Genomic DNA, 15,197 nt, shown 5'->3' with positions numbered 1-15,197 from the left:
TCCGCCATACAGTCTGGAGAGTATAAGGTCGTCAAAGGATATGACGAATAGGCATCGAAATCACTAGAATTGGCGTGCAAATTTGCATTATTTAGTAATTTTAGCATGTTTCTAGTCAATGCGGCAAAAATAGAAAATAATGGTATTTTTCCGTCGCAGCGGTTTGTCTTGCCGCAGTCGGCGAGTTTTGTGCTCTTGTCCCTCCAAATCGTCCGTCATATTCTCGCCCGCGCTACAGGAGCCACCTATCGTCGGCACTGCCAGCAGACTGGACGTGAGTCGTGTTGGCTTCGGGAAGTAGGACAATTCGATAGTCGAACCCCTTTATGTAGGGCCGAAACTTTAGCATTTAATCCGTTTCTCGATATAGAGGCGTCACTTGCGCAGAGAGCAATCATTTTAGTATGTGTATTCAAAGAGAAGGGCAGATGATAGACAAACAGTCAGAAATACTCGGGGCGGTGGCGCGATGAGTGACGGACTCGTTCCCGGCGAGGTCATCCCGGGTGAAGGGACAGTGACGCTGAACGAAGGCCGGGAAACGACCGAGGTGACCGTCGGGAACACGGGCGACAGACCCTCGCAAGTCGGGTCGCACTTCCACTTCTTCGAGGCTAATGCGGCCCTGGAGTTCGACCGCGAGGCGGCCATGGGAATGCGGCTGAACATCCCCGCCGGGACGGCCGTCCGGTTCGAACCCGGCGACGAGCAAACGGTCGAACTCGTCGAAATCGGCGGGAAGCGACGCGCCTACGGGATGAACGGACTTGTCAACGGGAGCGTCGACGGCGAGACGGGCGACGCGGTCGAACGCATGCGGGCGGCCGGGTTCCGGGAAACCGGGGCCGACGGCGACGAGGAGGGAGCGGAGTGACACGCGACATCGACCGCGAGAACTACGCCGAGCTGTACGGGCCAACGACGGGCGACAAGGTCCGCCTGGGTGACACGGAACTGTTCGCCGAAGTCGAGGACGACCTGCGGACCCACGGCGACGAGGCGGTGTTCGGCGGCGGGAAGACGCTCCGGGACGGGCTGGGAATGGCCCCCGGCGTCACACAGGCGGAGGGCGCGCTCGACTGGGTGCTGACGAACGCGACGATTATCGACCCGATACTCGGTATCGTCGCCGCCGACATCGGAATTCGGAACGGTGAGATCGCCGGCATCGGGAAGGCCGGGAACCCCGACACGATGGACGGCGTCGACATGGTCGTCGGCCCGTCGACGGACGTCTACCCCGCCGAGGGGAAGATTGCCACCGCTGGCGGCCTCGACATCCACATCCACTTCAACTCCGCACAGCTCCACGAACACGCGCTCTCGGGCGGTATCACGACAATGCTCGGTGGCGGGTACGGCGGCGGCGCGACGACGACCACGACCGGCCCAGAGAACGTCAAACGCTTCCTGCAGGCCGCCGAAGCGTGGCCGGTCAACGTTGGCTTCTACGGGAAGGGCAACGCCTCCGACCCCGGCCCGCTCCGCGAGCAGGTCGAGGCCGGTGCCTGCGGGCTGAAACTCCACGAAGACTGGGGGTCGACGCCCGAGACGATCAACACCTGTCTCGAAGTCGCCGAGGACGAGGACGTGCAGGTGTGTATGCACACGGACACGCTGAACGAAGCCGGATTCCTCGAGAACACGTTCGGTGCCGTCGACGGCCGGACCATGCACCTGTTCCACATCGAGGGCGCGGGCGGCGGCCACGCCCCGGACATCATGGAGATGGTCGGCGAGCCGAACATGCTCCCGTCGTCGACGAACCCCTCGATGCCGTACACCGACAACACGTTCGACGAACATCTGGACATGGTGATGGTGTGTCACCACCTCAACCCCGACGTGCCGGAGGACGTGGCCTTCGCCGAATCCCGTGTTCGCGCGGAGACAATCGCCGCCGAGGACGTGCTCCACGACATGGGGGCCATCTCGATGATGACCTCCGACTCCCAGGCGATGGGGCGGATGGCTGAAGTCATCCCCCGGACGTGGCAGACGGCCTCGAAGATGAAATCCCAGCGCGGCCCGCTTCCCGATGACGAGGGGACCGGCGCGGACAACCACCGCATCAAGCGCTACATCGCGAAGTACACCGTCAACCCCGCAATCTCGGCTGGTATCGAGGACCACGTCGGGACGCTCGAACCCGGCAAGCTCGCCGATATCTGCCTGTGGGACCCTGCGTTCTTCGGCGTCAAGCCGGCGATGACGTTCAAGGGCGGCTTCCCGGTCCACTCGGAGATGGGCGAGGCCAACGGGTCGTTGATGACCTGCGAACCGATTCTCCAGCGGGAACGCGCTGGTGCGGTCGGCAAGGCCAAACACGCCCTCTCGCTGTCGTTCGTCTCGCCGGCGGCCGCCGAGGCCGGCATCGGCGACGAGTACGGACTCGACTCCCGTGTCGTTCCAATCGAGGGCGCTCGCACGCCCGGCAAGGACGACATGGTGTACAACAGCTACTGCCCCGACGACATCGAAGTCGACCCCGAGACCTTCGAGGTCCGGGTCGACGGTGACCACGTTACCTGCGAACCGTCTTCCGAACACCCACTCGCACAGCGGTACATGCTATGAAACTCACAGCCAAAGAACAGGAACGACTCACGGTCTTCACCGCCGCAGAGGTCGCGCGACGCCGCAAGGAACGCGGCGTCCCGCTGAACCACCCCGAAGCCGTCGCCTACATCAGCGACTGGTGCATCGAGCGCGGACGGGACGGCCAGTCGGTCGCCGAAATCCGCTCCGGCGCGTCGAAACTGCTCGGCCGCGAGGACGTGATGGACGGCGTCCCGGAGATGATCGACATGATTCAGGTCGAACCCGTTTTCCCTGACGGGACGAAACTGGTCACGGTTCACGACCCGATCCGGTCCGACAGCGTCGGGTCAGCCGACGATGATGTGGAAGAGGCAGAGGCGGCGACTGATGGCGGTCACGGCGTTACAACCGACAGCGGCGACGAACGAACGGACAGGGACGAATGAGCCTCACACACCGCGACGTGGCGACGGTCGGTATCGGCGGCCCGGTCGGCTCCGGAAAGACCTCGCTGCTGACCGCGCTCGTCCCGAAACTGCGCGAACAGGGCCTGGACGTGGGCGTCATCGCCAACGACATCCTCACCCAGGAGGACGCCGACGTCCTGCGCGAACGCTTCGCTGGGGTCGTCCCGGAGGACCTCGTCGCCGGCGTCGAGACCGGGGCGTGCCCACATACGGGCATCCGTGAAGACCCGTCGATGAACCTCCAGCAGATCGACTCGTTCCTGGCTGACCACCCGGAACTTGACCTGGTGCTGGTCGAGAGCGGCGGCGACAACCTCGCGGCGACGTTCAACCCCGAACTCGCCGACTACTCGCTGTACGTCATCTCGGTCGCGGAAGGGGAAGACATCCCTCGAAAGCGCGGGCCGGGAGTGGTCGATTGTGACCTGCTCGTCATCAACAAGACGGACCTCGCGCCCCACGTCGGCGTCGACCTCGACGTGATGGAGCGGGACGCCGACGAGGTCCGGGACGGGCCGGTCGTCTTCACCAACTGTAAGGACGAGACGAACATCGACGAGGTGCTGTCACACGTCCGCGAGGGGGTGCTGTTCGCCTGATGGCCGCCGACGCGCCCCATCCGGCGTTCGAGGTGTATGCGACCGAGGCCGTGCCACAGGCCGCCGTAGGGTCGCCGGGGAAAGACGGCGTGCTCGAACTGACCTTCGAGCGGACGGCCGACGGGACGACCCTGGTCCACGACTACGCGACGGTCCCGTTCCACATCTCGGGGACGCTGGGGCACGACCCCCATCCCGACGCCAACACCGTCTTCGTCCAGTCGCCGACCGGCGGCGTCGCCCAGGGTGACCGCCACGACGTGTCGATAACTGTCGGAGACGAGGCTGTCGCTCACGTCTCGACTCAGAGCTCGACGAAAGTCCAGACGATGACGTGTAACTACGCCGCCGCCGACACGACCCTCAGCGTCGGCGCCGGCGGCCACCTGGATTACGTGCCGGAGCCGACGATACTCCACGCCGATTCAAGATACGTGCAGGAGATGACGGTAGACCTGTCGCCCGGCGCAACCGCCGTCGTCAGTGACGTAGTTGTCCCTGGACGCCTCGCTCGGGGCGAGCGCTTCGACTTCGAGCGATATCTCTCCCGCGTGCGCGGGACCGGGCCTGACGGACTCTTGTTCGAGGACGCAACTCATCTGACGCCGGAAGACAGGGACCCGACAGTACCCGGCGTTCTCGGCGAGTTCACCGTCTACGGGACGACGTTCGTCCTCGCGCCGGACCACGACGAATCCGAACTGAGTGACGCGCTACATGCGGCCGTCACCGACGACGAGGCCCGGGCCGGTGCGACAGCGCTCCCCAACGGGGCCGGCGTCGCGGTCCGTGCTCTGGGCGACCGGGCCGAGACCGTCCAGGCGACGCTCCACGCGGCCTGGGACCACGCCAGACAGGAACTGCTGGACGCGCCCGCGCCGTCCGGGAGGAAGTACTGATGCTGGTCGCAGACACCTATCTCGGTCACCGCGACGACGCGACCGTTGCGGAAGATATCGATACGTCGGACCACGCTACGGTCGTGCTCTCTGACACCGAACGCCAACGCTCGCGAGTCCGCACTGAGACGACAGACGGCTGTGACCTCGGTATCGTGGTCGCCCGCGACCTCGCTGACGGCGACGTGCTGGAAGCTGAAGACGGCACACTCGTCGTCGTCGAACTCGCCGCCATCGAGGCCCTCGTGCTCGATTTCGCCGACAGCGAGGTGTCACCGACCGCGGCGCTGGAACTCGGTCACGCAGTCGGGAACAGACACTGGAACCTCGCGGTCCGCGACCGAGAGACCCTGTTCCCCGTGACCGACTCGAAGGAACGGATGGAGACGACTGTCGCAGAACTGCTGCCCGCAGACGTGCCGACGCGGTACGAACACGTTCCGCCGACAACGTTCGATGATGAAGGGGTTGACCACACGCACCGCGACGGTACCGGCATGCACGACGGCGACGGCCACAGTCACGGCGGCGGCCACGCCCACGACCACGGCGTCCGGACTATCGATGGGGGCGACCAATGAGCGACGCCGCAGCGCTCGAATCGTTCCGGCTCGCGGACTCGTTCCTCCCGGTCGGGACCTACACCGTCTCCTACGGACTGGAACAGTTCATTCAGGACGACCGGGTCGAAGACGCGGCAGACCTCGAAGCGCTCCTGTCGACGTACCTCCGCCAGCAAGTCGGACCCGCCGAACTCGTCGCGCTCCGGGCTGCACACGCCGCCGCAGCCGATGGGAATTTCGAAGCGGTCTGTCGGGCCGACCGGCGGCTTTCGGCCGTGACGCTGGCCGCGGAGTTCCGCGAGAGCGCCCAGCAGTCCGGCGACCGACTGCTCTCGCTTCAGACAGAACTGTGTGAGGAGGCGCTGCTGGACCGCTACGCCGAACGCGTCGACGCCGACGAAGCGCCCGGCAACTACGCCGTGGTGCTCGGCGTTGCGACAGCCCTGGCCGATGTGGCTGTCCGTGACGCCTGCTTGCTGTGCTGTCACGGGTTCGTCACCGGACTGTTGGGGGCAGCCCAGCGCCTCCTCTCGCTCGGCCACACGGACGCCCAGCGAATCCTGGATGACCTACAGCCGGTGATGACGGCCGCAGTCGACGATAGCGCGGATCAGGGGATAGACGAGATGACACCGTTCGCACCGCTGGTGGATGTGCTGGCCGCCGAGCACGAACGTGCGGAGCGGCGGCTGTTCGCCAGTTAACGGCCGACCCACGACGGCGGAATCCCTTGACCCGGAGGGTCCGAGTTGCACTCGGCCAGAGCAGAAATGACGTGACCGGTAGCCAGTTCTGTTATTCGGCACTCGCAACGAGCAGGAACGTCTCCGGTCGCACCGCCTCGAACTCGATTGTGAATCCGTGCTGGCGGAGCGCGTCCGTTGCCTCAGTAGCGGAAAACCGCTCGTCGACGGGCGGGCCGTTGCGACCACTGCCGGAGGCCGCCCAATCGGCGATGGCGAACGTCCCGCCTGAGTTGAGCACCCGTGCGACCTCGTTCAGCGCCCCGTCGCTAGCGAATTCGTGGTACGTCATCGTCGAGAACGCCCCGTCGAGACTGCCGGTATCGAACGGGAGGTCGTCGACCGCACTCGTCACGAGGTCGACGTTGTCAGGGACGCCTTTCTCCCGATAGTAGTCGTGCATCGCTTCCTGGATGTCGACAGCGTACACTGATTCGACGGCCGGTGCGATGTCGTCGGTGTAGAACCCGGTCCCGCTCCCGAGGTCCGTGACCGTCTCGTCACTCTCGGGTGAGAGCGCCCAGTGCAACTCTTCTGCAGAGAGTGAGCGGTACCGTTGCTGGGCGTCTTCGAGTTTGTCGGCCCGGCCGGCGTCGAACGTGTGATACCCCATGTTAGAGGTTCCGGAACGCCTCGTCGACGATTTCGCCGGTGTCGGCGACGATGTCCGCCATCTCCTCGTTGTCGGGAGCCATCCCGACGAGGCGGGCGATTCGCATAATCGAGACGTGATAGACGCGCTGTTGTCCGGGTTCTTCTTCCCAAATGACGACGTTACAGGCCATGAGCGCACCGAGTTTGTTGTCTGTCGCATCGAGAGCGCGGTCAGCGACTTCGGGGTTACAGGCCCCCAACACGTAGTAGGGGTCACGGTCCGCATCGATCTTCTCGTTGAGCATTTCGGAGGGCGAGAACTCGACGGGGACACCGAACCCGGCGTCGGTGAACACGTCTCGGACGTGTTCGATGGCGTCTTCGTGGCTCATTTCGAGCGTCGCCTGTTGTTCGCCGATGTCTTCGGGGTCGATCTGGCTCGGGTCGATTGGGAGTACCATTCGTGTGTTGTATTGTGCCTACAGAGCAAAGTCTCTTCGGATACGGTGTCGAAAGGACGGAGAGAATTTTCGAGTACCGGATCGAGAAGTGGGGTCGCCACTCGTCGATATTGCAACCGTAGCTCGTCGGCGGAGTATGTCTTGTATGTGGTACGTCGGAATCGATGTGGCTATCAAATGGCTAGTAAAGTACGCCATTACCGACCACTTCCACGGGTACTGAGGCAATTCTACCTGTGAACCCCACACGATAGGCCACACCGACTTGTTGTCATATATGAGACTGGCCGGCCCCGGTTACCGTTTGAGAGAACCGACGGCTGTGACGCCGAGGGTGAGAATCGACTGCTGGTCAGATCACACTCTTGACTTTCGTATAGACTCCCGCAGTGCAACCCAGTATTGCAAAGGATGTACAAAACAAATAAGTCGATCCGGTCCGAATGTCGGAGTGATGACTGACGAGCTAGAGGAGATCAGACGACAAAAACTGGACGAGCTTCGTACCCGGGGTGAGTCGGGTAGTACCAACGAATCTGAATCAGGAGACCCCTCTGAGCCGATTACGGTCGATGGAAAAGCCGAGTTGTCCGACACGACTACCGATCACGACGTGGTTCTGGTCGACTTCTACGCCGACTGGTGTGGGCCGTGCCAAATGCTCGAACCCGTCGTCGAAACCGTCGCGGCCGAGACCGCCGCGACAGTGGCGAAAATCGACGTCGACGCGAACCAGGAGCTCGCCGCCGAGTACGGCGTTCGAGGAGTCCCGACGCTGCTTCTGTTTGCCGACGGGGAGCCGGTCGAGCGACTCGTCGGAATGCAGGACGAATCACAACTGCGTGCCGTAATCGAAAAGTACGCGTGATTCGGGCGGTAGCGAGTTTCCCTGAGAGAAACGGAGGCAAATCCCGTCTTACAAGCGTGGGGGACTCGTAGCGGTTCATCTGGACTCCGTTCTGTAGTCGTTTCTCTCCACGGCCGGGCTCCACGTATAATACTACACAGTATTGTAATATCTGCGAAATACTTTTGCGCACACTGATTCTATTATAAGATATGACGTTGGTTTTCACCCACCCAGAAACGGCCTGGACGACAGCAAAGGACGTTAACGGTATATTCGGCCACACATGAGTCCCGCTGTTCCCCTCACCTACGTTCGAGACCGCCGCGAGGAACTGGTCACACTCGCCCTTGACCTCCTGGCGATAGACACGTCGAACCCGCCCGGGGATACGCGTGCGATTGTGACCGAGATCGAGGGATTCCTCGACCCGCTGCCGGTCGACGTCAAGCGGTTCGCAGTCGACCCGGCGAAGCCGAACCTCCTCGTTGGGATTCCCGGTGAGTCGGACCGAACGCTGCTGTACAACGGGCATCTCGATACGGTTCCCTTCGAGGCCGACGCATGGACTCACGCTCCGCTCGGCGAGCGCGTCGAAGACCGCGTGTATGGCCGCGGCGCGACCGATATGAAAGGTGCCGTGGCATCGATGCTGCTTGCCATCCAGGCTTTCGCCGCAACCGACGCTGAACCGCCTGTCACGCTCCTGTTTGCCTTCGTGAGCGACGAGGAAGTGGGCGGTGACGCCGGCCTTCCCGCACTGTTGGAGTCCGGGAAACTCGACGCGGACGCGTGCGTGATCGGCGAACCGACCTGCGAGGCGGGCCGGCATTCCGTCACGGTTGCTGACCGGGGCAGCATCTGGTTGACACTCGAAGCCAGCGGCGAGGGGGCCCACGGTTCCCGGCCGATGCTGGGCATCAACGCGGTCGACCGACTCTACGACGCCGTCGAGACGCTGCGGGACCGCTTTGGTTCTAGACGACTCGATATCGCCCCCGAAGTGGAACCGATCGTCGACGAGTCGGTCGAATACTACGCCCCGTCGCTGGGCGAGGATGTCGCTCATGATCTGTTCCGGTACCCCTCTATCAACCTCGGTGTTCTCGAAGGCGGCGATGCGATAAACAGCGTCCCGCAGTCCGCCCGCGCCGAAATCGATATCCGACTGACCGCCAGGGTGGAGACGCCCGACGTGCTCTCGGAGATCCGGTCCTGTGTCACCGGCTGTGAGGGGATTACGATTACCGATGTCTCCTGGAGCGTCGGGACTGTCGAGGAGTCCGACAGCCCGCTCGTCGAAGCGGTCACGTCGACGGCGGCGGACGTCACAGGTGAACGCGTCTTCCGACGGAGTGCCACGGGCGGCGGCGATGCCAAGACGCTCCGGAACGCGGGCATTCCGACCGTCGAGTTTGCGCTCGGGACCGATACCGTCCACACCCCCGACGAGTACGTCCCGGTCGATGTGCTCGTCGACAATGCAGCCGTCTACACGAGACTGCCGGCAGTGTGGGCGTCACAGACAGCACCGTAGCAGTCCGTTGCGGTGTGATTTTGTCGGCGCGACTGCTCTGGTGGCCGCCGTGCATCGAGTAAGACTTAGGTAGATGTATTGCGTATTTGTGGGTATGGAGAACAATATTGGAGCGACTGATAGACTGACCCGCATCGCTGTTGGCCTCGTGCTGGCAGTTGCTGGACTGGCGACGCTCGGCGGTCTGCTGGGCTTCGGAACGACGGTCGGCGCGGTCGCGACACTGCTTGGTGTCGTCCTCGTCGCGACTGGCCTCGTCCGGATGTGCCTCCTGTACCGACTGCTGGGTATCGACACGTCGGGTTCCCGCTAGGGATGGACCGGTTCCAGAACACCGGCCAGCCCGACTGGGACTGGTGGGGCAAACTCTGGCCGACGCCCGGCGCGACGCTCCGGACACTCGGTGTCGCGTCCGGCGAGTCGGTCGCCGAGGTCGGCTGTGGAAGCGGGTACTTTGCGCTCCCAGCCGCCCGCATCGTCGAGCCCGAGCCGGTGTACGCGCTCGATCTGGATGCGGCCCTCCTCGACGAACTCGAAGATCTCGCCGACCAACAGGAGATCGAGAACGTCGTCCCAATCCACGGCGATGCTCGGAACCTGCCTTCGGCGCTCACTGCCCGCGTCGACACGCTCATGATAGCAAACACGTTGCACGGCGTCGACGACCAGTCCGGCTTTATCCGACAGGCCTTCCGGGCGATTGAGGCTGGCGGGAGCCTACTCGTCGTGAACTGGCACGACCGTCCGCGCGAAACCACGACCGTTGCGGGCGAACCGCGAGGGCCGCCGACGGGGCTTCGGATGCCCTCAGCGGCAACCGAGGATGCGGTGCTCTCGGCGTCGGAGTTCACGCTTGAGCGGCAGGTCGAACTGCCGCCGTACCACTACGCCCTCGTGTTCACCCGATAGAGATAGCGGCGCGCTCCCGGCGGTTCCGTACTCGCCGTACGATCGATACGCTTGCTCCACTGCGCCGGACTCATCTGTTTTCATAATCTTGGAATTTACGCACAATACTAATACAGGTGAACCCCAACTAACTCCTGTGAGACTCCCATGACTGACATCGAACCCGACGAAACCGTCGACGCCCGAGGCGCGGCCTGTCCCGGTCCGCTGATGGACCTCATCGGACAGATCCGAGATGCCGAAGCCGGTGACGTGGTTCGGCTCCTGAGCGACACCGACCAGTCACTCACCGACGTTCCGGAGTGGGCCGAAGAGGCCGGCAACGAACTGCTCGCTATCGAGGAGCTCGACGACCACAACGCGTTCTACGTGGAGAAAGCATGACCGAGCACGTCGTCATCGTCGGTGGTGGGACCGGTGGCACCGTCCTCGCGAACGACCTCGCCGACCGACTGGACGTCGAGCTTGCCGCCGACGACGTCCGAATCACGCTGATCAACGACGGACCTGACCACGTATATAAGCCGGTCTGGCTGTACGTGCCGTTCGGACAACGCGAACCGGCAGACGGTCGGCGACCGCTCGACGAGCTCGTCGACGACGCCGTCGACCTTCGAATCGACCGCGTGACCGCAATCGACACCGAAGCCCAGCGACTGCGGTTCAACGGCACCGCTCCGGCAGTCGACTACGACTACCTCGTGCTGGCGACCGGGTCGACGCTAGAGCCCGAACGGATACCCGGCCTCGCGGACGGTGGGCACGATTACTACAGCGAGTCGGGCTCGACCGCCCTCCGTGACGAACTGCTTGGGTTCACCGAGGGGCACCTCGTGTTGAGCGTCATCGGGTCGCCCCACATGTGCCCGGCGGCACCACTGGAGTTCGTCTTCATGGCCGACGACTGGCTCCGCGAGCGCGGGCTCCGCGACGACGTCGACATCACCTACACATACCCGATCCAGCGCGTCCACGGCAACCCCCATATCGCCGAATGGGCCCGACCGATTATGGACGAACGCGGCATCGAGGTCGAGACGTTCTTCAACGCCGAGGAAGTCGACCCGGATTCGGAGACGCTCACCTCGATGGAGGGGACCGACCTCGACTACGACCTCCTCGTGACGATTCCGCCCCACGGCGGTATCGACCTCATCGAAGAGGCGGGGCTCGGCGACGACGGGTGGGTCGACGTCGACAAGCACACGCTCGAAGCCGAAGCCGTCGAGAACGTCTACGCGCTCGGCGATACCGCCGATACCGGCGTCCCGAACGCTGGGAGCGTCGCCCACTACCAGGCCGGCGTCGTCGGGCAGCGCCTCGCCAGTGAAATCCGCGGCCGTCCGGCAACAGCGACCTACGACGGGAAGACGCTGTGTTTCATCGAAACGGGGATGGACGCGGCGTCGTTCGTCGAGTTCGACTACGAGAACCAGCCGTCGCCGGCGCCGCCCTCGGAGAAACTCCACTGGTCGAAGCTGGCGTACAACGAGTCCTACTGGCTCACCGCACGGGGGTTGCTCTGACCATGTCCGGAGAAGAGGTTTCCGAGCAGACCGACCTCGAAGCGGCAATCCAGCAGAATCCCGAGGCCGTCGCGGAGTTCGTCGAACACCTCGACGCCGTCAACGAGTTGCTGGACGTGCTCTCGCTCGGCGAGAGTGCGCTCTCCGATGAGATGGTGCGTGAGCTCTCGGCCACCGGCTCGACCCTTGCCGAGTCTGCAGACGGGCTTGCGACCGACGAGACCGTCTCCCTGGCCGAGACCGTCGGTGAGAACGGCGATGAGTTGCAGGACGCGCTGGAAACCCTGCTCGCGCTCCAGCGAAGCGGCACGCTCGACGAACTGGCCGAACTCGCCGAAGTCGGCTCGCTGGCGACCGCCGCGCTCGACGACGAGATGGTCACGTCGCTGGCCGGTACCGGTGCCGCGCTCGGCGAAGTCGCACAGACGGCAGCAGACGACGACACCCGCGACGGTATCGAGACGCTACTGGCGGGCCTCGGTGAAGCGGAGCGCGAACCGGCCGAGCCGGTCGGCCCCGTCGGATTGCTTCGCGGGCTACGCGACCCGGACGTCAGTACGGGCTCGGCTACTTGCTGGCGCTTGCCGGCGCAGTCGGCCGTGAGCGCGCCGAGGAAAAGACAGAATAGTTGTCTGCCGCAGCTAGCTGTGCGCGATTGGTCGTTTCAGACAAGAAGTTGGATGTCGGCGTCGGCCATGTCCTGCAGCGCTGTCGCAGCGCCGACACCGGTGGTAACGCCGTCGTAGAAGTCGGCCTCGTCGTAATCCATCAGGTCGATGGTCATCTGGCAGGCCTGGAACTCCACGCCCATGTCGAGACTCGTCTCCAGCAGCTCCTCAATCGTCGCGGTGTCGTTGTTCGCGATGCGCTTTTCCATCATCTTCGTCGTTACGCGGTCCATGCCGGGAATCGCGGCGACCGCGTTCGGCATCGGCATATTCGGATTCCCGACGGAGCTCAGTTTGAGGTTCTTCGAGCGTTCCTCGTGGAGGATGTCTAGCCCCCAGAACGTGTGGAAGACAGTCACCTCGTACCCGAACGCAGCGGCGGTGCTGGCGAGGATGAGCGGGGGGTACGCCATGTCGAGCGTGCCCTTCGTCGCAATGATGCTCATCTTCTTCGTGTCGTCCTCGCTCGTGGCCTCCGCGAGCGCGTCTTCCAGTTCGTCGACGCGGGCGGCCAGCTCCGCACGCGAGGGCGTGTCGTCGGACGCCGCGTCTGGTGTGTCCGTGCTCATCGTTACTCCGTCTTGCGGACGTAGTGCTTGTACACGTCGTCGCCCTCCTCCTGGTCGACGAGTTCGACGCCCTCAGTACCGGCCGCCCAACCGTCGATGTCGCTCATGCTGCCCGGGTCGGTCGCTAGTACTTCGAGGACGTCACCCTCGGCGAGGTCGTCGGTAGCCGACTTCGTCTTCACCACTGGCATGGGACACGATGCACCTTTCACGTCGAGCGTCTCCGCGATATCGAATTCAGCGTTCATTGGTTATTCGCTCCGTTGAGTTGTCTTGGAGCTAACGCACAATACCGCCCGGTCAAGTAAAAGATTGTCGATTCTTGTGAGTTTAGCAAACAACTACTCACCTAATTTCCGGCCTCAAATGCCCTATTATGCTAATTCAGGCCATATTTTATTTACTTGTGGGTCTGTTTGGCCGATAGTATTGTTTAGAATGTGGATTACTATGCAAATGCTTTTGTGCGTCCGCCCGGTAGAAACGAGTGCACAAAATGAACGCTGACGACTTTCCGACGCCAGACGTCGACGTGGAAACGACCGATCCGGAATCGCTCAAAGACCGCATTGACGCTGGTGAAGACGTGACGCTTCTCGACGCGCGTATGCAATCAGACTACGACGAGTGGCGCATCGACGGCGAAAACGTCACCTCGCTCAACATCCCGTACTTCGAGTTCCTTGAGGACGACATCGACGGCGACGTCCTCGCTCAGATCCCCGACGACCACGAAGTGACCGTCCTGTGTGCGAAAGGCGGCGCAAGCGAGTACGTCGCGGGCACGCTCGCAGAACACGGCTACGACGTCAACCATCTCGAAGACGGCATGAACGGGTGGGCGAGCATCTACGAGGCCGTCGAGGTCGAACGCTACGACGGCGCCGGCACACTCCTGCAGTACCAGCGCCCGTCCTCCGGCTGTCTGGCCTATCTCCTTTACGACGACGGCGAAGCGCCATCATCGACCCGCTGCGGGCGTTCACCGACCGGTATCTCGATGACGCCGCTGAACTCGGTGTCGAACTCAAGTATGCACTCGATACGCACATCCACGCCGACCACATCTCCGGCGTTCGCGACCTCGACGCAGAAGGCGTCGAGGGCGTCATTCCAGAGGCCGCCGTCGACCGCGGCGTCACCTACGCCGCGGAGCAAGGCTCCACGGGCCCTGCCTCGCAAGCTCGGCAGGACACCGACGACCTGACGACTGCCGAAGACGGCGACACGTTTCAGGTCGGCGACGCGACTATCGAGACAGTCTCCACGCCCGGCCACACGACCGGGATGACCTCCTATCTCGTCGACGGGAGCCTGCTCGCGACCGGTGACGGGCTCTTCATCGAGAGCGTCGCTCGCCCCGACCTCGAAGAGGGCGACGAGGGCGCGCCCGAAGCCGCGCGTATGCTCTACGAGTCCCTTCAAGAGCGCGTGCTGACCCTGCCCGACGACACGCTGATTGGCGGCGCGCACTTCAGCGACGCGGCCGAACCCGCAGAGGACAGTACATTTACCGCCCCAATCAGTGCGCTCGTCGAAGAGATGGACGCGCTCACCATGGACGAGGACGCGTTCGTCGAGCTCGTCCTCTCGGATATGCCGCCACGGCCGGCCAACTACGAGGAGATCATCGCGACGAACCTCGGGAAGAACGCCGTCGACGACGAGGAAGCGTTCACGCTGGAACTCGGGCCGAATAACTGCGCCGCTAGCCAGGAATCCCTTGCGGGTGACTAACGACGCCAATGGTGATTGAGGCACTCCCACTGCAGGCAACCGCCGAACTGTTTCCGAACGGCATCAGTCGCTACGCCGTCGGTGGCTTGCTGGTGGGGCTTGGGACTGTCGTCATCTACCTCGGAACCGGCATCAGCGCCGGCGCGAGCACGTTTCTGGAGTCGACGCTGTCGTACGTCTCGGACCGGTCCCGGTTCCAGCAGTATGTCAGCTCCCGTGACTGGCGTGTCGTGTTCACGCTCGGCATTATCCTCGGGGCGGCCGTGTACGCGGTCGTCTATCAGGGCGGCGCGTGGACCACGGACGTCCAGCCGTGGCGACTCCTCCTCGGCGGGGTATTCGTCGGTATCGGGACGCGCGTCGGCAAGGGCTGTACGTCAGGCCACGGCGTCTGTGGCGTCGGCTCCGCGTCGAAAACGTCGATAGCCGGCGTCCTGACGTTCCTCGCCGTCGCCATCATCACTGCACAACTGGTTTCGGCACTGGGGGTGAGTCCGTGAGCTGCGAGACACGAGCGGAACGAGAGTCTCGAAGCGA

Annotated in this window: 18 protein-coding genes and 2 pseudogenes; 16 read left to right on the top strand and 4 right to left on the bottom strand. The window is 63.5% G+C overall.

Going from position 1 to position 15,197, the window contains the following annotated elements:
- Positions 1 to 469 precede the first annotated feature (469 nt).
- From GJ630_RS00270 to GJ630_RS00240, 7 genes are read left to right on the top strand one after another with little or no spacing between them, the layout of a single operon-like run.
- Positions 470 to 874 (top strand): urease subunit beta, encoded by a 405-nt coding sequence (locus GJ630_RS00270; RefSeq protein WP_191449101.1) that lies wholly within the window; start codon positions 470 to 472, stop codon positions 872 to 874.
- Positions 871 to 2,577, top strand: coding sequence for an urease subunit alpha (gene ureC, locus GJ630_RS00265; RefSeq protein ID WP_371726650.1), 1,707 nt, complete (start codon positions 871 to 873; stop codon positions 2,575 to 2,577). The genes GJ630_RS00270 and ureC overlap by 4 nt, the downstream gene beginning before the upstream one ends.
- Entirely contained in the window at positions 2,574 to 2,987 is a 414-nt protein-coding gene (locus tag GJ630_RS00260) for an urease subunit gamma (RefSeq protein ID WP_050038355.1), read from the top strand. Before ureC ends, GJ630_RS00260 begins: the two co-directional genes overlap by 4 nt.
- Positions 2,984 to 3,607: an urease accessory protein UreG gene (gene ureG / locus GJ630_RS00255; protein WP_050038356.1), complete on the top strand. Its 624-nt coding sequence runs from the start codon at positions 2,984 to 2,986 to the stop codon at positions 3,605 to 3,607. The genes GJ630_RS00260 and ureG overlap by 4 nt, the downstream gene beginning before the upstream one ends.
- Positions 3,607 to 4,506, top strand: coding sequence for an urease accessory protein UreD (locus GJ630_RS00250; protein WP_191449100.1), 900 nt, complete (start codon positions 3,607 to 3,609; stop codon positions 4,504 to 4,506). Before ureG ends, GJ630_RS00250 begins: the two co-directional genes overlap by 1 nt.
- Complete coding sequence (locus tag GJ630_RS00245) at positions 4,506 to 5,087, top strand: urease accessory protein UreE (RefSeq protein ID WP_050007601.1); 582 nt, start codon at positions 4,506 to 4,508, stop codon at positions 5,085 to 5,087. Before GJ630_RS00250 ends, GJ630_RS00245 begins: the two co-directional genes overlap by 1 nt.
- Positions 5,084 to 5,773 carry an urease accessory protein UreF gene (locus tag GJ630_RS00240; RefSeq protein WP_014031066.1) on the top strand — a complete coding sequence of 230 codons (690 nt, stop codon included), beginning with the start codon at positions 5,084 to 5,086 and terminating at the stop codon, positions 5,771 to 5,773. The genes GJ630_RS00245 and GJ630_RS00240 overlap by 4 nt, the downstream gene beginning before the upstream one ends.
- Positions 5,774 to 5,864: 91 nt before the next feature.
- Here GJ630_RS00240 and GJ630_RS00235 read toward each other — a convergent pair whose 3' ends face one another.
- Both GJ630_RS00235 and GJ630_RS00230 read right to left on the bottom strand, forming a co-directional pair.
- Positions 5,865 to 6,425 carry a class I SAM-dependent methyltransferase gene (locus GJ630_RS00235; RefSeq protein ID WP_050038358.1) on the bottom strand — a complete coding sequence of 187 codons (561 nt, stop codon included), beginning with the start codon at positions 6,423 to 6,425 and terminating at the stop codon, positions 5,865 to 5,867.
- A gap of 1 nt (position 6,426) precedes the next feature.
- Complete coding sequence (locus GJ630_RS00230) at positions 6,427 to 6,867, bottom strand: DUF302 domain-containing protein (RefSeq protein WP_014031064.1); 441 nt, start codon at positions 6,865 to 6,867, stop codon at positions 6,427 to 6,429.
- 454 nt (positions 6,868 to 7,321) lie between these two features.
- On the opposite strand from GJ630_RS00230, the gene trxA reads away from it, so the two are divergent.
- From trxA to GJ630_RS00195, 7 genes and pseudogenes are all read left to right on the top strand, one after another.
- The gene (gene trxA, locus GJ630_RS00225; RefSeq protein ID WP_014031063.1) at positions 7,322 to 7,735 is read left to right on the top strand and encodes a thioredoxin; all 414 of its coding nucleotides are present in this window, start codon (positions 7,322 to 7,324) and stop codon (positions 7,733 to 7,735) included.
- A 265-nt stretch (positions 7,736 to 8,000) separates the two neighbouring features.
- Positions 8,001 to 9,251, top strand: coding sequence for a M20 family metallopeptidase (locus GJ630_RS00220; RefSeq protein ID WP_191449099.1), 1,251 nt, complete (start codon positions 8,001 to 8,003; stop codon positions 9,249 to 9,251).
- A 94-nt stretch (positions 9,252 to 9,345) separates the two neighbouring features.
- The gene (locus GJ630_RS00215; protein WP_008311830.1) at positions 9,346 to 9,564 is read left to right on the top strand and encodes a DUF2892 domain-containing protein; all 219 of its coding nucleotides are present in this window, start codon (positions 9,346 to 9,348) and stop codon (positions 9,562 to 9,564) included.
- A 2-nt stretch (positions 9,565 to 9,566) separates the two neighbouring features.
- Positions 9,567 to 10,160, top strand: coding sequence for a class I SAM-dependent methyltransferase (locus tag GJ630_RS00210; RefSeq protein WP_008311829.1), 594 nt, complete (start codon positions 9,567 to 9,569; stop codon positions 10,158 to 10,160).
- 147 nt (positions 10,161 to 10,307) lie between these two features.
- Positions 10,308 to 10,544, top strand: a complete 237-nt coding sequence (locus GJ630_RS00205) for a sulfurtransferase TusA family protein (RefSeq protein WP_008311828.1) — start codon at positions 10,308 to 10,310, stop codon at positions 10,542 to 10,544.
- Positions 10,541 to 11,686: an NAD(P)/FAD-dependent oxidoreductase gene (locus GJ630_RS00200; RefSeq protein WP_191449098.1), complete on the top strand. Its 1,146-nt coding sequence runs from the start codon at positions 10,541 to 10,543 to the stop codon at positions 11,684 to 11,686. Before GJ630_RS00205 ends, GJ630_RS00200 begins: the two co-directional genes overlap by 4 nt.
- A gap of 2 nt (positions 11,687 to 11,688) precedes the next feature.
- Positions 11,689 to 12,314 (top strand): annotated as a pseudogene (locus GJ630_RS00195) (DUF1641 domain-containing protein).
- 36 nt (positions 12,315 to 12,350) lie between these two features.
- Here the strand turns inward: GJ630_RS00195 and GJ630_RS00190 are convergent.
- Both GJ630_RS00190 and GJ630_RS00185 read right to left on the bottom strand, forming a co-directional pair.
- Positions 12,351 to 12,923 (bottom strand): DsrE/DsrF/DrsH-like family protein, encoded by a 573-nt coding sequence (locus tag GJ630_RS00190; protein ID WP_050038361.1) that lies wholly within the window; start codon positions 12,921 to 12,923, stop codon positions 12,351 to 12,353.
- Positions 12,924 to 12,925: 2 nt separating this feature from the next.
- Positions 12,926 to 13,171 (bottom strand): sulfurtransferase TusA family protein, encoded by a 246-nt coding sequence (locus GJ630_RS00185; RefSeq protein ID WP_014031056.1) that lies wholly within the window; start codon positions 13,169 to 13,171, stop codon positions 12,926 to 12,928.
- Positions 13,172 to 13,419: 248 nt separating this feature from the next.
- Here GJ630_RS00185 and GJ630_RS00180 point away from each other — a divergent pair.
- Together GJ630_RS00180 and GJ630_RS00175 are read left to right on the top strand one after the other, a co-directional pair.
- Positions 13,420 to 14,660, top strand: a pseudogene (locus GJ630_RS00180) (MBL fold metallo-hydrolase).
- Positions 14,661 to 14,668: 8 nt separating this feature from the next.
- The gene (locus GJ630_RS00175) at positions 14,669 to 15,160 is read left to right on the top strand and encodes a YeeE/YedE family protein (RefSeq protein ID WP_014031054.1); all 492 of its coding nucleotides are present in this window, start codon (positions 14,669 to 14,671) and stop codon (positions 15,158 to 15,160) included.
- Positions 15,161 to 15,197: the final 37 nt, after the last annotated feature.

Origin of the sequence: Haloarcula sp. CBA1122, assembly GCF_009741785.1 — an archaeon.
GTDB lineage: Archaea > Halobacteriota > Halobacteria > Halobacteriales > Haloarculaceae > Haloarcula > Haloarcula hispanica.
This window is presented reverse-complemented; position numbering and strand designations above follow the sequence as displayed.